The following is a 17,385-nucleotide window of genomic DNA, read 5'->3' on the forward strand; positions in this document are numbered from 1 at the left end:
GGGCGGGCGCGTCGTGCCGGTCGTGCGCGCGGGTGTCGGCGGGACCTGCCACGATGCGGCGCATGGACACCGAGGCGTACTGGCAGCTCGTCGACGAGGCACGCACCCGCACGCGGAAGGGCCCGGACGCGGCGCCCGACGCCGACGACGTCGCGGACTCCCTGCGTGCGGTGCTCGTCGAGCGCGGCGTCGAGGCGGCGCGCGCGGCGGACGCCGCGTACGACGAGCTCGTCGCGACCGTGCACGGCCCCCGGCTGTGGGGCGCGGCGTACCTGATCGGCGGCGGGTGCTCGGACGACGGGTTCGACTACTTCCTCGGCTGGCTCGTCGCGCAGGGCCGCGAGGTCTTCGAGCGCGCGGCGCAGGACCCGGACTCGCTGGCGGACGTGGTCGACGAGGACACCGAGGCCGAGTGCGAGGACATGCTCGCCGCCGCGTGGGACGCCTACGAGGAGCTCACAGGCGAGGAGTTCCCCGAGGACGAGGAGGCGGACGAGGACGGGGACGACGACGCGGACGACGAGCCCGCCGCCGAGCCGTTCTGGGACTTCGACGACGAGGCCGAGATGCGCATTCGCTACCCGCGGCTCGCGGCGATGTTCCTGGAGGACTGAGCGCAGCCCGGGCGGCGCGGCGAGCTCGGCGGCGCGGCACCGGGACCGGGCACGCCCCGCCGCACCGGCCCCCGGTTGCGGCCCTCCACCCCGCGGTTAGCGTGGACGGATGACAGCCATGCCGACCGACCCGGACCCCGAGAACACGCCCGGCCTCGAACCCGGCGGCGGTGTGAACCCCGGCGACACCCCGCCCGGCGAGGCGAGCACGTCCGGCGTCTCGCACCAGGAGCCCGGCCTGCCGTCGGGCCGCAGCCAGAAGCTCGTCTACGGCGTGATCCTGGGGTTCGCGGCGCTCGTCGTCGTGATGCTCGTCGGCTACGCCGTCGGCATCGGTCGCTGACCGCCCCGATCAGCGGCTCCCCCGCGACCGCCGCGACCCGCAGGTCCGCCACGCGACCTCCGGCCGGACCGCGGCGAGCTCCGCGAGCCAGGGACGGCACGCGTCGACGGGCGGGACCCACTGCTGGGCACCGGGACGCTCGGTCCCGCGCGCGGCGCTCACGGCCGCGGGTTCGTGCGGGTCCACGGGCGCTCGTCGCGCCGCGCGCCCATGCCGGCCGCGCACCGCGGGCACACGCGCGCCACCTCGTCGGCGTCGCGCCCGGTCGCGGGCTGCACGTCCGCCCACGTGACGTGCGAGAACCGCCCGAGCGCGGAGCGGTGCAGCGGCAGCCCGCAGACGGTCTGGTTGGTCCCGCGCTCCCACGCGTGGACCTCCCCGGCGGGCAGCCGCACGCCGTCCGGGTCGGTCCAGCTGCTCGACGCGGCGACGGCGGCGTTCTTCAGCGTCTTCGGCACCGGGGCCTCCTCGCGACCACGCGACGCCGGTTCGCCGCGTCGTCCCAGGATGCGACGGCCGTCCCGGGAGCGCACGACGACGTCGGCCGCCGGCCCGCTCGCCCGCGCTGCCGACCCCCTCACCCCGGTGGCCGGGCCCGCCCGGGGCCGGACCACCGTGCGCCGCGGGCGCGGGACATGATGGGGTAGCCCTTCGACCGTCGAGGCGGGCGCCGACGCACCGGGAGGCAGCAGAGCATGACCGACCTGCTGTCGTCCGTGCGCGCGCCCGCACCGGACGCCCCCGCGCCCGCGTCGCCCGACGAGGCCGGAGCCGACCGCCGCCCCGACTGGTCCTGGCTCCCCGACACCGCGGACGCCCCGACCGAGGCGGACCTCGCCCGGTACCGCGACGCGACGGACCGGCTGCTCGCCGACCACGGCGTGACGTACGGCGGCACGCCGCCCGTGACGGCGGACGGCGCACCGACGGCCGGGGTGGCCGAGCCCGAGCCGCACAGCTGGCGGCTCGACCCGGTGCCGGTGATCGTCGACGAGCACGAGTGGTCGGTCCTCGAGCGCGCGCTCGTGCAGCGCACCGAGCTCCTCGACGCCGTCCTGCAGGACGTCTACGGCCCGCGCCGCCTGCTCGGCGACGCGCTGCTGCCGCCCGAGCTCGTCCTCGCGCACCCCGGCTACCTGCGCGCGGTGCACGGGCTGCGGCTGCCGGGGGCGCACGAGCTCGTGCTCACCGCGACCGACGTGACGCGCGACGCGTCGGGGGCGTGGACCGTCGTCGCCGACCGGACGCAGGCGCCGTCGGGTGCCGGCTACGCGATGGAGGACCGCCGCGTCGTCGCGCAGGTGCTCGCGGGCGTGTACCGCCAGGCGTCCATCCAGCGCATCGGCCCGTTCTTCCACGCGCTGCGGCTCGCGCTCGCGCAGGTCGCGCCGCCGGGCACGGAGTCGCCCCGGATCGTGCTGCTCACCGCGGGGCCGCAGAGCGAGACGGCGTTCGACCAGGCGTACCTGTCCTCGATGCTCGGCCTCCCGCTCGTCGAGGGCAGCGACCTCGTCGTGCGCGAGGGGCGGGTGTGGATGCGCGGGCTCGACGAGCTCGAGCCGGTCGACGTCGTCCTGCGCCGGGTCGACGCCGACTTCTGCGACCCGCTCGAGCTGCGGTCCGACTCGCGCCTCGGGGTCCCCGGGCTCGTGCGCGCGCTGCGGGCGGGCACCGTGAGCGTCGTGAACCCGCTCGGCAGCTCGGTGCTCGAGAACCGGGCGCTGCACGCGTACCTGCCGCGGCTCGCGCGCACGGTGCTCGGCACCGACCTCGCGCTGCGGTCGCCCGAGACGTTCTGGTGCGGGGACCCGGTCGCGCTGCGGCACGTCCTCGCGCACCTCGACGAGCTCGTGCTCGCGCCGACGTACCGCGGGCTGCGCTCGGGGACGGTGCACGGCTGGACGCTCAGCGCGGCCGAGCGCGCGGAGCTCGCGGCGCGGATCGCGGCCGACCCGCTGTCGTGGGTTGGTCAGGAGCCGGTCGCGACGGCGGGCGCGGGTGCCGGGGCGGGCGCGGGTGCCGGGACAGCCGCGGAGGCGGTTCGGCGGCCGGGCCACCCGCCCGCGCCGACCGCCGCGGTGCTGCGCACGTTCGCCGTCGCGCGACGCGGGTCGTACCAGGTCATGAGCGGCGGGCTCGCCCGCGTGTTCCTCGACGACGCCGACGAGCGCCCCGCCGGGAGCGACGCCGCGCCCGACGCCGGGCCACGCGCGTACGCCAAGGACGTGTGGGTCCTGTCGTCCGAGCCGGACGCCGTGCGCGACCCGTGGCTGCACGCGGAGCAGCCCGCGCAGCGCGTCCTGACCGGCATCTCGCCGCGGACCGCCGAGAACATGTTCTGGATGGGCCGCTACGCCGAGCGCGCGGGCGACAAGGTGCGGGTGCTGCGCGCGGTCGTCGACCGCTGGGACGACTACCACCGCAGCCCGCGCTCGGCGGGCGGCCGTGCCCTCGCGGCGCTGCTCGCGGCCGTCGGCGCGGACGAGCCCGCGTCGTGGCGCACCGAGGGCACCGGGACCGACCTGCGCGCGCTCCTGCTGGACCGGGCGCGCCCCGGGTCGGTCGCGAGCTCGGTGCGCCGCCTCGCGGAGGCCTCCGCCGCGGTCCGCGACCAGCTCTCGAACGACACGTGGCTCCCGCTCGCGAGCCTGGACCGGGCCCTGGCCGACGAGCGCCGGCTCGTCGCGGCCCGCGACCGGCTCGACGCCGCCCGGCAGGTGTCCCCGCGCACCGGTCCCGCCGAGACGGTCGGGATGCGCGCGGTGCTCGACCGGATGCTCGAGGCGCTCCTCGCCGTGGCCGGGATCGGCGCCGAGAGCATGGTGCGGGACCTCGGCTGGCGCTTCCTCGACGGCGGCCGGCGGCTCGAGCGCGCGCAGTTCCTCGTCGACACGCTCGCCGCGACGCTCACGACCCAGCGCTCCGAGGACGTCGACTCCCTCGTGCTCGAGTCGCTGCTCATCGAGCACGAGTCGGTCATCACCTACCGCCGCCGCAACCAGGCCGGGGCGACCGTCGCGACCGTGCTCGACCTGCTGCTGCTCGACCGCACCAACCCCCGCTCGCTCGGCTACCAGCTCGACCGGCTGCGCGAGGACCTCGCGGGCGTTCCTGTACCCGTGGGCCCGGCCGGTCACGTGCGCTCGCCCGAGACCCGCGACCGCCTGCTGCAGGACGTCGCCGACCTGCTCACCGAGCTCGACACCGCGACGGTCGCGGCGGCGGTCACCGAGGACGGCCGCCGCGACCGGCTCGCCGAGGTGCTCGACTCGATGCGCTGGCGGCTGCGCGCGGTCGGCGACGAGATCGCGCGCGTGCACTTCGTCCACCCCGCACCGAGCCGGTCGCTCGACGACGCGTGGGGTGCCGAGAACACGCACGCGCCCGACGCCGACGACGCGCCCGGGACGGACCCGTCGGCGGCCGCCGCGGCGGAGGACGGCACCCGCGGGGCCGACGCCGTCGCCGACGACGACCGGGGGCCCGCGTGACGACGACCGCCGCGACGACGCCCGCGACCGGGCGCACCTACGACCTCGTGCACCGCACGACGTACGCGTACGACCACCCCGTCACGACGTCGTACGGCCGCACCGTCCTCACGCCGCGGGACCTGCCCGACCAGCGGTGCCACACCTCGACGCTCGACATCCAGCCGGCGCCCGCCGACACGGCCGCGCACGTCGACTACTTCGGCAACCGGTCCACGTACTTCGCGGTCACGGACGAGCACCGCCGGCTCGTGGTGACGTCGCGCTCCACGGTGACCGTCGCGCGCGAGGCCGCGACCGTCACCGGCCTGCCCGTCGTCGCGTGGGAGGACGTCGCCGCGGCGGTGCGGAGCGGGCGCGGCCTCGAACCCACCGCCGCGCCCGACGAGGCGGAGTGGGACGGCGTGGTGCACGACGACGTCGCCGAGCTCCCGACGGAGCCGGAGGGGCCCGACGGCCCGGGCGACCCGAGTGCCGCGGCGACCGACGGCATCGGGATCGTCGCGCTCCGCGAGGCGCTGCTGCCGTCCCGGCACGTCGCGCTGACCGAGGACGTCCGGGAGTGGGCGGCGCCGTCCTTCACGCCCGGTCGGGGCATCGCCGAGATCCTCGCCGACCTCGCGCACCGCATCCGCACCGAGCTGACGTACCGCTCCGGCTCGACGACGGTCGGCACGACGCAGACCCAGCTGCTCGCGCAGCGCACGGGCGTGTGCCAGGACTTCGCGCACCTCATGGTCGCCGCGCTGCGCCTGCACGGGCTGCCCGCGCGGTACGCGAGCGGCTACCTCGAGACGATGCCGCCACCCGGCCGGGAGAAGCTCCGCGGGGCGGACGCGTCGCACGCCTGGGTGTCCGCGTGGGTCCCGGGGGCGGGTTGGGTCGAGGTCGACCCGACCAACGACAAGTTCATCGACGACCGCTACGTGGTGCTCGGCTGGGGGCGCGACTACGCCGACGTGCCGCCCCTGCGCGGGGTCATCTTCACCGAGGGCTCGGGCTCACGGCTCACGGTGTCGGTCGACCTCGTCCCGGCCGGCTCGGCTCCGCTCCCCTGACCCCGGGGCACCGTGTCGGCGGGCCCTCGGCGGGGTGCCCGACGTGCCGCGCGGGCCGTATCGGATCGGGCACCGCACCCTCAAGGGGCAAATCGTGCGGGGTTCCGGTCCACAGTTCTGTCCACAGGCTGAGGAGCGCGATCACGCGCGGAGCACAGCCCTGTGGACAACATCTGTGGACGGCGGTGGACCTCAGCGCGACGTGCTCGCCGCCCGTGCCGTGAGCTCCGCGTCGTCGACCAGGTACCCGTCGCTGTCGACCACCGCTCCGCCCGCCGCACGCGCGAGCGCCGAGACCGCGCGGGCCACGTACGGGGCGATCCGCCCGCGCGCGATCGCGTGCAGCGGCGTCACGGAGTCGGTGCGGTACTCGGCGTCCTCGGGCGGCAGCCACGCGACCCGGTAGGCGAACGGACCGTACTCGCGCCAGTCGAGCGCGGTCAGCACGACCGGGACCTCGCTCGACCGGGAGAAGCGCAGTCGGACCTCGCCGTCGTAGGGGTAGGTCGCCACGAGCTCGTACGGGGCGGGCGCCGCCGGACCGCCCCGGTCACCCGGCCCACCGGGCTCGCCGTGCTGCGCGGGCAGCCCGGTCGCCACGGCCACCCGGGCGCCGCTGAGCAGGGGCCGCACGAGCGGGACCGCGGCCTCGGGGGCGAGCGCGACTGCCGACCACAGGGTCAGGTCCACGCTCGATCGGGGGTCGGGAACGACGATCTGCGCCCGGTCGGCCGGCAGGATCGCGCCCGCGGAGCGCCGCGCCGCCGCGCTCATCCACGCGAGCACCCCGGGGTCGGCGACCGGCCGGGACGGGTCCTCGTGCGGCACGACCGCGTACAGGTCGTAGCTCCGCGCGGGCAGCCCCAGGGCGTGCGCCGCGTCGGGCGGGAGCGGGTACGGGCCCCGGGCGGACACCTCCCACGTGAGCCGGAGCTCGCCCGGCTGCGGCTCGGGGTCGGCGACCATGCCGCGGAAGCGGGCGCCGGACATCGGGCGCGCCCGGGAGCGGGCCTGCGACGCCGTGACCGGGGCGGTGAGCCAGTCCGCCTGCGCGAACCACGCCGAGGCGAGGGTCAGCAGGTCGGTGGTGTCGGGGACCGCGAGAACGTGGTGGCCGTCCACAGCGAGCGGCAGCGGGCTCATGGCGGCGGACCGTAGCGGGTGAATGCTGCGGTGATGTTTCCCCCACGTGAGAGGTCCGGCGGGTCCGGGCGGACGCGCCGCGGTTCTCACGGAGGTCTCACCGGGTCGGCACCGACGGGGCACCCGCTCGCTTGCAGCGCACCGTCTGTCCACAGGCTCTGTCCACAGGAAGGTCCACAGGGTGAGGCACAACTCGTGTCCTGTGCACACGGGTGTGGATACAGCCTGTGGGGAGAAACGGACACGCGGCGCCGCACCTCGCCCGGTGCGACGCCGCGGGTCCGTGCCGTCGGTCAGGCGTGCACGTCGTGCAGGTGGTGGACGACGTCGTGCAGGTAGTACTCGCCGAGGGTCCGGGCCGTGAACCTCGAGCCGTTCGAGCGCCGGCCGGGGCGCTCCCAGGCGTCGTCCGGGACCGCCGCGAACCGCGCCGCCGCCTCCTCCGCCGCCTGCGCGAGCTCGACGGCGACGACCGCCGGGTCCTGGAGGTCGTACCGCTCCTCGACCGCCGTGGCGTCCTGGTCCCAGTTCGCGAACAGCGGGTCGTCCTCCTCGAGGATCAGCCGCAGCCGCTCCCCGAAGATGCGGTGGACGTCGCGCGTGTGCGCCGCGTACTCCACGACCGACCACGTCGACGGCTCGGGGCGCTCGCGGGCGTCCGGCCGGGCGAGGGCGTCGGTCCAGCGGGGGACGGACGCGCGCAGCGCCGCGGGGATCCCGGCGGGCTCCACGTCGGCGGCGAGGAAGCCGCACTCCGGGCAGGGGCGCTCGAGGACCCAGGTCCAGTCCTTGGTGTCGGGCTCGATGGGTGTCGTCATGCGACGCAACCTAGCGACACCTGGCGATGCGGCGCGCGCGTCCGCTCCCGGTTCCACCGCGTCGGCGCGCGGTGCTCGCTCGTTGGCCGGATCTCTGCCCTGCCCGGGCGGGACGCCGGGGCGGTCGGGCGACGCTGCCCGGGACCGGCCCGTCGTCCGCCGGGGCGGAGCCCCCCATGGCTCCACCCCGGCGCACGACCCCCTGCTCGGTCCCCCGTGCCAGGTCTGGCCTCCCGGGCTGGTCCGCACCGCGCCCCTCCCGCGCTGCGACCCCTTCCGGGAGTGCGCTCACCGTAGGGAGCCCGACGTTGCAGGGGCGTTGCAGCCGTCCACACTGTGGGTGGGTCAGTTCCGGACCTGTGGGTGGGTGGGTCCCGACCCGCGTCCCCGGTGGGTCGGTCAGCGCCCCGGACGGCGCAGGCCCGACCCGAACGACCGGCCCAGCCGCTCGAGCCGCCCGCGCGCACGCACCCACGGCGGCGACCCCGTGGTGCACAGCGACATGAGGTGCTGCCAGGCGTGCCAGTCCTCGGTGCCCTCGTCGGTCGCGACCCAGCGCTCGACCGCGACGGCGTCGGCGCTCGCGAGGACCGCCGACCGTAGCTCTGCGCAGAGCTCGTCGCGCAGCTGCTCGACGCCCGGCGCCACCGACCGCGGCAGCACCGGCCCGGCGTACTGCGCGAGCGCGCCGAGCAGGTCGCCGCGGGCCAGCGCGCGCCGCACGTCGTGCACGTCGGTCGTCACCGGCGCGGCGAGCCGGTAGGGCCGCGACGGCCCGAGCAGCGGCCCGACGACGCGGCGCAGGCGCGAGACCTCGGCGCGGACGGTCACGTCGCTGAGGTCGCCGGGGTGCAGCAGGACCGCGAGCTCGTCGACCGACAGCCCCCGCGGGTGCGTCGCGAGCAGCAGGAGCATCTCGGCGTGCCGCAGGCTCAGCTGGTGCCCGCCGTCGGCCGCGCGGTGCCCGCGCACCGCGACCCAGTCACCCGCCGCGTCGAGCCGCACCCCGCCGGCGCCCACGCCGTCGCCCGCGCCGTCGACCCCGAGCGCCGCCGCCTCGACGCCGAGCCGCAGCACGCCGCCCGCGGTGCCGAGCACGTCGAGGCGGGCGAGCTCGGGCGGCCGCACGCTCGTCGAGCCGCGCTCGCGGAACCGTCGGGGCGGCGCGCCCTCGGCGGCACGGGCCGCGGCGATCTCGAGCTCGACGGCCATGACGGTCGCGGTGACGAGACGCAGCACGAGCGGCGAGGCGAGGTGGTCGCGCCCGGTCACGTCGAGCACGCCGAGCACGCGTCCGGTGCTCGGGTCGCGGACCGGAGCCGCCGTGCAGCTCCACGGGTGCACCGACCGCGTGAAGTGCTCGGCGGCGAAGACCTGGACGGGGGTGCGGGTCGCGAGCGCGGTGCCGGGGGCGTTGGTGCCGGTCTGCTCCTCGCCCCACGACGCGCCCTCGACGAACCCCACTCCGTCGAGCTGGCGGCGCACCGCGGGGTCCCCGTCGACCCACAGCAGCCGGCCGTTCTCGTCGGTCAGCGCCGCGACGATGCCCTCGCCCACGCCGCCCTCGACGAGCAGGCGGCGGACGATCGGGAGCGCGGCGCCGAGCGGGTGGTTGCGGCGGTAGGCGACGAGCTCGGCGTCGGTCAGGTCGACGGTCGGGGCCGGGGACTCGGGGTCGACGCCGCTGCGCGCGCTGCGTACCCACGAGTCGGCGACGACGGTGCGGATGCCTCGCGGCAGCGTCCCGGTCGTCACGAACGTCTCGTGCGCGGTGCGCAGGCTCGCGGTGAGCGCCGCCGGGTCGGAGCCCGCCGGCCACGCCGGCCCGTTGCCGTGCATGCGGTGACCTCCCGACCGCGCCGTCGAGCAGATGCGGCTGAGTCTAGGTGCGAGCACCCAAGCCGGGTAGTGGAGTCGCGAACTGACAGATCGTGGGAGGATGTCAGCATGCCGAAGATCATCGGAGGCTCCCTCCACGAGCACCGCGCGCAGACCCGCCAGAAGCTGTTCGCCGCGCTCTCGAGCCTCATGGCGGACCGCGGGTTCGACGCGATCACGCTCGCCGACATCGCGTCGGCCGCCGGCATCGGGCGGACCGCCGTCTACAACCACTTCCCCGACAAGGAGTCCCTGCTCGTCGGGTTCATCACGCACGAGACCGAGCAGTACGTCGCGACGCTCGAGCGCTCGCTGCGGGACGTCGAGGACCCCGTCGAGCAGCTCCGCACGTACGTGCGCGCGCAGGCGCAGCTCAAACGCGTCTACCACCTGGCCCCCGGGCCGGACCTGCGCTCGGTGCTCTCGCGCGCGACCCAGCAGCGGGTCCGTGAGCACGTGCACCTCGTCGAGCAGATCCTGCGCCGCATCCTCAGCCAGGGCATCGAGTCGGGCGCGTTCCCGCTCCAGGACGTCGACACGACCGTCCCCCTCGTCAACGCGTGCCTGTCGAGCCGGGGGGTGCCCGACGACGGGCCCGAGCGCGACCACGCCGTCGAGGCGACCGTGACGTTCGTGCTGCGCGCCGTCGGCGCCCGCCTGCCCGTCCACGCCTGAGTGTCCCCGCGCCCGCGTCCGGCCCGCGCCGACCGCCCCGAGCCCCAGCCACGCAGGAGCCGCCCGCCCCGCGGTCGTGACGCCCGCGCGACGACCCCGCAGCGCGGCGACCGGCGCCCCGACCGCCGCCCCGCACCCGCCCGCACGCCGGCCACGCACCGCGTCGAGGTCACGTTCCTGCCCGGCCTCGCGGACGTCGTCGCGGCCGAGGTCACCGAGCTGCTCGCGCCGGCGAGCCCGCCGGTCCCCGTGCCGGGGCGCGACGACACCCTCACGTTCGCGCACCGCGGCCCGCTCGACGACCCGCGCCTGCTCGGGCTCCGCACCGCGGTCGCGGTGTTCGCGGTCCTCACGTTCGACGTGCCGCGGCCGAAGTCGCTCACGAGCGGGGAGCACCTGCCGCGGATCGCCGCCGCGCTCGACGCGTCCGCCCGGCTCGGCGCCCGCCGCACCTTCCGGTTCGAGGCGGCCGGGCGCGAGTCGAGCGTGTTCCAGCGCCTCGCGACGCTGCTCTCCGAGGCCAGCCGCATGGACCACCACGCCGACGACGGCGAGATCCTCGTGCGGTTCCGCCGCACACCCGGGTCCCGCGCGGGCGGCACCGGTGGCGCGCGAGGCGCGGACCGCACGGGTGGTGCCGGAGGCGTCGACCGGGCAGGTGCCGGGGGTGGTGACGCCGGGTGGGACGTGCTCGTCCGGCTCGGCGGCCCGCCGCTGTCCGCGCGCACGTGGCGCGTCGCCGACTACCCCGGTGCCGTCAACGCGACCATCGCGGCGGCGATCGCCCGCCTCGCCGGCGTCCGCGCGGGCGACCGTGTCGCGAACCTCATGTGCGGCTCGGGCACGCTGCTCGTCGAGCGCCTGCTCGCCGGGCCGGCGGCCGTCGCGGTCGGCGTCGACATGTCCGCGGAGGCGGTCGACGCGACCCGCGAGAACGTCGCCGCCGCCGGGCTCACCGAGCGGGTGCGCCTCGACGTCGCGGACGTCCTCGAGCCGGGCGGGACGTGGCGCGACGCCGGACCGTTCGACCTCGTGCTCGTCGACCCGCCGTGGGGCACGACGCACGGGTCGCACGCGACGAGCGCCGCGGTGCACGCCCGGCTGCTTGAGGCCGCGCACGCGGTGTGCGCACCGGGCGGGCGGCTCGTCGTCCTCACGCACGAGATCACGGTCATGGAGCGGTGCCTGCGCGTCGCGTCGGGCCTGTGGCAGGAGCGGGCCGCGGTGCGCGTGTTCGCCAAGGGCCACCACCCGCGGATCTACCTGCTCGACCGCCGCTGACCTGCGACGACCCGTCCGCAGGACCCCGGTGCGCGGGCACGCCGCCGCGCGCTGTCCCGACCCGCCGTCCGGCCCGCCCTCGAACCTGGACGCCGGACCGGGATCTTTCACCCGAACGGCTCGCGCGGCCTTGCGGACGGGTCCGCGTGCCGGATGATGGCGACGTGACGCCTGCACGAGGACGAGCCGCCGGAGCCCCCGCCGCACCCGCGACCACCGGGGTGCGCGGCCTGGGGCTCGCCGCGCACCGGCTCGAGCGCTGCCAGACCCTCGCCGAGGTCGCCGAGGTCGCCGCCGCGATGGCCCGGTCGCTGCTCGACGCCCGCTCCGCCGCGTTCTGCCGCATCGAGCAGGAGACCTGCACGGTGCTCGCCGTCGAGGCGCTGGAGCCCGACGACCGCGAGTCCGTGCTGGCCCGCACCGCGTTCCGCGCCGAGGAGCGCCCCGCGCTGCGCGGGCTCATCCGGGACCGCCGCAGCTGGGTCGCGCACGTGCGCGACGACGTCGACGACGTCGAGCTCACGGGCGACCCCGTCGAGGTCGCCAGCCTGCGCGAGCTCGACCGGATCAGCGCGCTGGCCAGCCCGGTCGTCGTCAACGGCCAGGTGTGGGGGCAGGTCTACGCGAGCCGCGACACGAGCGGCGAGCTGTTCGGCGTCGACGACCTCGCCGCCGCCGAGGTGCTGTGCGCGCTCGCCGCCGGTGCCGTCGCGCGCGTCGACCTCGAGGACCAGGTCCGCCACCTCATCGCCGACGACCCGCTCACCGGGCTCGGCAACCGCCGCGTCGCGGACCACGCCGCCGACCAGGCGCTCCAGACCGGGCTCGAGACGTGCATCGTCATGTGCGACGTCGACGGCCTCAAGCGCGTCAATGACGAGCTCGGGCACGACGCCGGCGACGACCTGCTCCGCTCGGTCGGGGACGTCCTGCGCCGTGTACAGGACCAGCTCCCCCGCTCGACCGCGGCGCGGCTCGGCGGCGACGAGTTCTGCGTCGTCACCGCCGGCATCCCCCGCTCGCAGGTCAGCCAGGTCATCTCCGCGACCGTCAAGGGCTTCCCCCTCGCGCACGGCGCGGCGATCTCGTGGGGCATCGCGTCGAGCGCGGGCGGGCGCGTCGAGCAGCCCCGCACGCTGTTCCGCCGGGCCGACGCCGCGCAGTACCAGGCGAAGCGCAGCCGGGCCCGGGCGGCCCTGGCGAAACGCCGCGAGCTCGCGGAGAACGCCGTGACGGTCGACCGGCTCATCACCGCGGGCGTCGCGGCGATCGTCGGCGCGCAGACCGGCGCGGTCACGCGGCTGTGCGCGCTCGCCGCCGCCGCCACGAGCGCGCTGGGCGGCGCGACGTGGACCGTCCTGCGCGACGCGGGCGACGGCGTCCCCGCGGCGATCGCGCGCGGCGGCACGCCCTCGGCGGACTCGACGAACGTGCGCAGCGTGAACGTCGAGCACTCGCCGTGGTCGGTCGAGGTCGAGACCAGCGCCGACGGCCCGACCGACGAGGCCATCGCCGACGCGCTCCAGGCCCTCGTCGACGTCGCGGTGCACGGGGCGCGCTAGCCCGCGAACCACCGGCTGCTCACGTCGTGCAGCCGCTGCTGGACCGCGGCGTCGTGCGAGACGGCGGGGGTCGTCGCCTCTTCCCCGCGGACGTAGTAGCGGCCGGTGACCCCCGCGAGCGCCGGGTCCGTGGCCAGCCGCAGCGCGGTCGACGCCCCCTCGCGCGGCGTCAGCACCGCCCGCCGGACGAGCCCGCGCAGGGGCCGCAGCGCCGCGGGGACGAGGCCGTCGACGAGGGCGGTGCCCACGATGCCGGGGTGCGCGGAGCTCACGGTGACCCCGTGGGGCCGCAGGGTGCGCGCCGCGTGGTACCCGCTGGTCACGGTGAGGAGCTTGGCCCGCGCATAGGCCTCGAAGGGGACGAAGCCGCTCGCCGGGTTCAGGGCGGCGAGGTCGTCGAGGTGCGCGGGGTCGAGGGCGGCCGGGCGGGCGCGCCCGAGCAGCTTGACCTTGCGGGTGTCGTTGACGGTGTCGGAGGCGACGTGGACGACCCGTCCCGCTCCCCGGACGAGGGCGTCCCGCAGGAGGTGGGTGAGCCCGAAAGCGGCGAGATAGTCCACCGCGACGTGCATCTCGATGCCGTCGGCGGTCAGCCGCCGGTCCGGGACGTGCGCGCCGGCGTTGTTGACCAGGACGTGCACGCGCTCGTGGCGTCGGGCGATCGCGGCCGCGGCGCCGAGCACGCCCGCACGCAGCGACAGGTCGGCCTCGACGACCTCGAACCCGCCCCGGCCACCCTGCCCGACGGTCCCCGCGACGGTCTCGCGCAGCAGGCTCTCGGTGCGGCGGGCGTCCCGGGCGACGGTCACCACGTGCGCGCCGGCGCGGACCAGCTCCGCAGCGATGACGCGTCCCATCCCGCCGCCGGCGCCCGTGACGACCGCGACCCTCCCCTCGAGGTCCACGCCGACGAGCGGCTCGCGGGGGTACGCGGGCACGGGTCCGGTGCCGGCGGGGCGTCGGGCGCTCACCGGGCGACCCGCGGGAAGGCGTGCACGTGGCGGGGGTCCTCGACCTCGCGGACGACGAACTCCGCGAGGTCGGCGCGGCCGACGGACGTCCACAGGCGCACCGGGAGGTCCGGGGCGACCCGGTAGCGCCCGGTGGCGCGGGCGTGCGTGAGCTTCGGGGGGCGGACGATCGTCCAGCGCAGGCCGGAGGCGGTCACGAGGGTCTCCATGGCCTCCTTGTCGCGCAGCCTCTCGGCGACGCCGGCCCACACGGCGCGCGAGTACAGCGACCGGTCGCGGCTCTCGGCGACCCCGTGGGCGCTGAGGACGACGAGCCGGGAGACCCCGGCGTGCTGCATCGCGGGGACGGTGACCGCCATCGCGTCGGTGCACACCGAGGTCGGGCCCGACGCCGCCCCGCCCAGGGCGCTGACGACGGCGTCGGTTCCCGCCAGGGCCGACGACAGGGTCTCCGCGTCGCCCAGGTCCGTCCACCCGACCTCGCGCAGCCCGGGTGCGGGCTCGAGCGACCCCGTCCGGCGCACGAGGGCGGTGACGTGGTGACCGCGGCGGAGCGCGGTCGACACCACGAGACGCCCGGTCGCTCCGGTCGCCCCGAGCACCGCGACCTGCTTCTGTGTGACATGTTGTCTCATAGGGGAAGGGTGACACCGAGTCGCCTCTGAGTCAACTTGTCTCATAGACTCCGTCGCATGGAGACCCCCCGAGACGACCCACGCTTCCTGCGCAGCCGGGAGGCGATCGGCGGCGCCGCCCGCGCGCTGCTGCTGGCCCACGGGCCCGGCGCGATCACCCATGCCCGGGTCGCCGAGCACGCGGGGATCGCCCGCGCGACGGTCTACCGGCACTGGCCGCGCACCGACCAGCTGCTGGCCGAGGCGATGGCCACCGTGCCGATGCCGTTCTTCGACGCGCCGGGCACGCCGACCCGCGACTGGCTGGTCCGCGAGCTGACCGCCCTCGCCCGGCAGCTCGACCTCCACGACGTGCGCGTCGTCGCCACCACGCTGGCCAACGCCGCGCTGTGGGAGGAGCACATGGACGCACGCCGCGCCGGCTTCGCCGACCTCCTCACCGCACGGCTGACCGAGGCGCTCGAGGCGGCCCAGGCACGCGGGGAGGTCGAGCTGCACGCCGCTCCCCGCGACGCAGCCGCGCTCGCCGTCGGGCCGCTGTACTACCGGGCCACCATCGAGCGCGGCACGACCGACGACGCCACCGTCGCGGCGCTGGTCGACCACCTCGGCCGCTGGAGCTGACGGGCCTCGCGGGTGGCCGCCGGCGCCGGGCGGGCCCGTCCCCCGACCTGCTTAATCGAACAAGTACCCGCCGGGTCCCCGCGCCGCGTTCCGGAGCGCACCGGGGCCTCCCTACGCTGCGCGGGCCCGGGGTCGTCCACCGACGCCGCCGGGCGTAACCACCAGCCAGGGTTTCGCGCGAGCAGGGGAGCATCGATGAGGAAGCCGACCCGACAGCAGACGGCAGCGACGGACGAGCAGGGAGCGGGCACCGGCCCAGGACGCGGACGGGCCGCCGTCGCCGTGGCCGCCGCAGCGGCCCTCGCCGCCTCGGCGCTGACCCTCGGGGCGTCCGGGGCCAGCGCCGGCGGCGGCACCGACGAGACCGACCGCCCCGGGCGCGGCGGCCAGCGGACCGTGTGCGCCGACGAGAGCCTGCTGTTCTGCGAGGACTTCGAGCGGCTGCCCCTCGGCGGCGCGGCCAGCATGCGCTGGGGCATCGACACGCGGGCCGGCACGCTGACCGTCGAGAAGGTGCGGACCGAGCGGCCCGGGCGGCACGGCCGGCACGCACGAGCCCTGCGCGTGCACACCGCCGACAACGGCCGGGCGTTCATGGTCATCCCTGTCGACCCGCCCGAGAACAGCTTCTACGGGCGCATCCGGGTCAAGGTCGAGGAGTTCCCCACCGCGCCCGACTGGGCGCACTACACGCTCGTCGAGGCGTCCGGCGAGGGTGCCGGGGTCGTGCGGCCGATCGGCGGGCAGTACGCGCCGACCGTCCCCGGTGTGTTCTGGGGCGTCGGGTCCGACGGCGGGCCGACCGGCGACTGGACGAGCTGGCAGGAGTCGTCGCCGTCCGTGGCCGACCGCTGGCAGTGCGTCGAGTGGCAGCTCGACGCGTCGGACAACCGCGTGCAGGTCTGGATCGACGGCGACCTGCAGGAGGAGCTCACGGTCGACACCGAGACCGCGGGCGGCGCCGACGTGCCGTTCGTCTTCCCGGACTTCGGCGAGGTCAGGGTCGGCTGGCAGCTCTACCAGGGCGGGACGACGCCCGCGGAGTTCGACCTGTGGCTCGACGACGTCGCGTTCGGCACGCAGCAGATCGGCTGCGACGCCTGACCCAGCGCCCCGGCGCCGCAGCACCCCAGCAACGCAGCACTCCAGTACTCCAGCACCGCGGCGTCCGGCGCCCGGCTCCCCGCCCGTCGTGGCGCGGGCGTCGGGAGCCGGACGCCGCTGCCGGGTCTGCTGCCGGCCCCGACCCCGACCCCGCGCGCGCCGGCGCCTCGACGCGCGCGGCACGGCCCGACGACCGACACTGGCAGGGCGGCAGCGCCGCAGGACTCGGGGGGGTCGTCATGGCTGGACGTCGTCATTCGCACGCGCGCCGGCGGGGCGTGGCCAGGCTCGCCGTCGTCGCGGCCGTGGTCCTCGGCCTGGTGCCGCTCGCGGCCGTCCCGGCCGCTGCGCAGACGACGTTCCTGTGCAGCGACTTCGTCACCGAGGGCAGACCGGGCTACGTCTACTACCAGCGGATCGAGGGCGACCTCGTCGCGGACATCCCGTGGTGCTACCTGGTCTTCACGACCGTCGTCGGCGACGTCGAGGTGCTGGAGGGCGCGACGTTCGACACGCACAGCTCCACGCTCCTCGGGGACGTGCGCGCGGCCGGCGACACGGCGCTGGAGGAGACCACCGTGCTCGGCTCGGTGGTCCTCACGGCGCCCGGTACCAACGTCGACCTCAAGTCGAGCCACGTCGCCGACGACGTGCTCGGCGACGGGGCCTCCGTGTCCCTCCGGTGGTCCACGGTCGCGGGCCGCTACGAGACGACGGCCACGGCGAGGATCGTGTCCAGCATGGTCAGCGGTGCGTTCTCCGCACGGGGCGGCCGCGTGGTGGTCCACTGGTCGGAGTTCGGGGACCAGGTCCTCCTGGCCGGGACCTGGGAGGTCATCCTGTGCGGGGCCTCGATCGCCGGTGACCTGACCGTGACCGAGCAGCGGAACTACGCCCGCCTCGGCGTCCTGGACCAGATCGCCTGTCGCACGTACGTCGCCGGCTCGGCCCTGCTGCTGAGCAACCCGCACAGCCTCGACCTCGGCGACCTCGACATCCGGGGCGACCTCGTGTGCGAGGGCAACACCGGCCCCCGGGGCATCACCGGGCTCGACCGCGTCTCGGTGGCGGGGACACGGTCGGGCCAGTGCGCGGCCGCGTCGTGAGCCGGCGGCTCCGGGCGGCGTGAGGCGACTGCTCCACGCAGCGTGAGCCGGTGGCCTCGGGCGGCGTGAGGCGACTGCTCCA

The 17,385-nt window shown here is 76.5% G+C and carries 16 protein-coding genes; 10 read left to right on the forward strand and 6 right to left on the reverse strand.

The window, feature by feature from the left end; translation table 11 throughout:
- Positions 1-62 precede the first annotated feature (62 nt).
- On the forward strand, positions 63-614 hold the full coding sequence (locus CCE01nite_RS04305) for a DUF4240 domain-containing protein (RefSeq protein ID WP_034624697.1): 552 nt from the start codon (positions 63-65) through the stop codon (positions 612-614).
- A gap of 109 nt (positions 615-723) precedes the next feature.
- Positions 724-957, forward strand: coding sequence for a DUF6480 family protein (locus tag CCE01nite_RS04310; RefSeq protein WP_034624696.1), 234 nt, complete (start codon positions 724-726; stop codon positions 955-957).
- A gap of 158 nt (positions 958-1,115) precedes the next feature.
- On the opposite strand, the gene CCE01nite_RS04315 is transcribed toward CCE01nite_RS04310, so the two are convergent.
- Complete coding sequence (locus tag CCE01nite_RS04315; protein ID WP_034624695.1) at positions 1,116-1,415, reverse strand: hypothetical protein; 300 nt, start codon at positions 1,413-1,415, stop codon at positions 1,116-1,118.
- Positions 1,416-1,652: 237 nt separating this feature from the next.
- Here CCE01nite_RS04315 and CCE01nite_RS04320 point away from each other — a divergent pair, with 237 nt between their 5' ends.
- Positions 1,653-4,448, forward strand: a complete 2,796-nt coding sequence (locus CCE01nite_RS04320) for a circularly permuted type 2 ATP-grasp protein (protein WP_084142417.1) — start codon at positions 1,653-1,655, stop codon at positions 4,446-4,448.
- Positions 4,445-5,506: a transglutaminase family protein gene (locus tag CCE01nite_RS04325; protein ID WP_034624694.1), complete on the forward strand. Its 1,062-nt coding sequence runs from the start codon at positions 4,445-4,447 to the stop codon at positions 5,504-5,506. Before CCE01nite_RS04320 ends, CCE01nite_RS04325 begins: the two co-directional genes overlap by 4 nt.
- A gap of 192 nt (positions 5,507-5,698) precedes the next feature.
- Here CCE01nite_RS04325 and CCE01nite_RS04330 read toward each other — a convergent pair whose 3' ends face one another.
- The 3 genes from CCE01nite_RS04330 to CCE01nite_RS04340 form a co-directional block, all read right to left on the reverse strand.
- Entirely contained in the window at positions 5,699-6,649 is a 951-nt protein-coding gene (locus CCE01nite_RS04330) for a hypothetical protein (protein WP_034624693.1), read from the reverse strand.
- A gap of 293 nt (positions 6,650-6,942) precedes the next feature.
- Entirely contained in the window at positions 6,943-7,467 is a 525-nt protein-coding gene (locus CCE01nite_RS04335; RefSeq protein WP_034624692.1) for a DinB family protein, read from the reverse strand.
- Positions 7,468-7,866: 399 nt separating this feature from the next.
- On the reverse strand, positions 7,867-9,306 hold the full coding sequence (locus tag CCE01nite_RS04340; protein ID WP_141372008.1) for a helix-turn-helix domain-containing protein: 1,440 nt from the start codon (positions 9,304-9,306) through the stop codon (positions 7,867-7,869).
- A gap of 108 nt (positions 9,307-9,414) precedes the next feature.
- Here CCE01nite_RS04340 and CCE01nite_RS04345 point away from each other — a divergent pair, with 108 nt between their 5' ends.
- The 3 genes from CCE01nite_RS04345 to CCE01nite_RS04355 all read left to right on the forward strand — a co-directional run bounded on the left by CCE01nite_RS04345 (position 9,415) and on the right by CCE01nite_RS04355 (position 12,863).
- Positions 9,415-10,020, forward strand: a complete 606-nt coding sequence (locus CCE01nite_RS04345) for a TetR/AcrR family transcriptional regulator (protein ID WP_034624736.1) — start codon at positions 9,415-9,417, stop codon at positions 10,018-10,020.
- Complete coding sequence (locus CCE01nite_RS04350) at positions 10,021-11,301, forward strand: methyltransferase (RefSeq protein ID WP_246056320.1); 1,281 nt, start codon at positions 10,021-10,023, stop codon at positions 11,299-11,301.
- Between the two features lie 164 nt (positions 11,302-11,465).
- Entirely contained in the window at positions 11,466-12,863 is a 1,398-nt protein-coding gene (locus CCE01nite_RS04355; RefSeq protein ID WP_034624737.1) for a GGDEF domain-containing protein, read from the forward strand.
- Here the strand turns inward: CCE01nite_RS04355 and CCE01nite_RS04360 are convergent.
- Positions 12,860-13,834, reverse strand: coding sequence for an SDR family NAD(P)-dependent oxidoreductase (locus tag CCE01nite_RS04360; RefSeq protein WP_034624738.1), 975 nt, complete (start codon positions 13,832-13,834; stop codon positions 12,860-12,862). The two genes, CCE01nite_RS04355 and CCE01nite_RS04360, sit on opposite strands and share 4 nt — an antisense overlap.
- Positions 13,831-14,469: an NAD(P)-dependent oxidoreductase gene (locus CCE01nite_RS04365; RefSeq protein ID WP_034624739.1), complete on the reverse strand. Its 639-nt coding sequence runs from the start codon at positions 14,467-14,469 to the stop codon at positions 13,831-13,833. The genes CCE01nite_RS04360 and CCE01nite_RS04365 overlap by 4 nt, the downstream gene beginning before the upstream one ends.
- Before the next feature lie 57 nt (positions 14,470-14,526).
- Here CCE01nite_RS04365 and CCE01nite_RS04370 point away from each other — a divergent pair, with 57 nt between their 5' ends.
- From CCE01nite_RS04370 to CCE01nite_RS04380, 3 genes are all read left to right on the forward strand, one after another.
- Positions 14,527-15,093, forward strand: a complete 567-nt coding sequence (locus CCE01nite_RS04370; RefSeq protein WP_052103394.1) for a TetR/AcrR family transcriptional regulator — start codon at positions 14,527-14,529, stop codon at positions 15,091-15,093.
- A gap of 195 nt (positions 15,094-15,288) precedes the next feature.
- A complete protein-coding gene (locus CCE01nite_RS04375) occupies positions 15,289-16,197 on the forward strand; it encodes a hypothetical protein (RefSeq protein ID WP_211254502.1) in 909 nt (302 codons plus the stop codon).
- Positions 16,198-16,475: 278 nt separating this feature from the next.
- Positions 16,476-17,303, forward strand: a complete 828-nt coding sequence (locus CCE01nite_RS04380; RefSeq protein WP_034624741.1) for a hypothetical protein — start codon at positions 16,476-16,478, stop codon at positions 17,301-17,303.
- The last annotated feature ends 82 nt before the right edge of the window (positions 17,304-17,385 follow it).

Source organism: Cellulomonas cellasea, assembly GCF_006538745.1.
GTDB classification, from domain to species: Bacteria; Actinomycetota; Actinomycetes; order Actinomycetales; family Cellulomonadaceae; genus Cellulomonas_A; species Cellulomonas_A cellasea.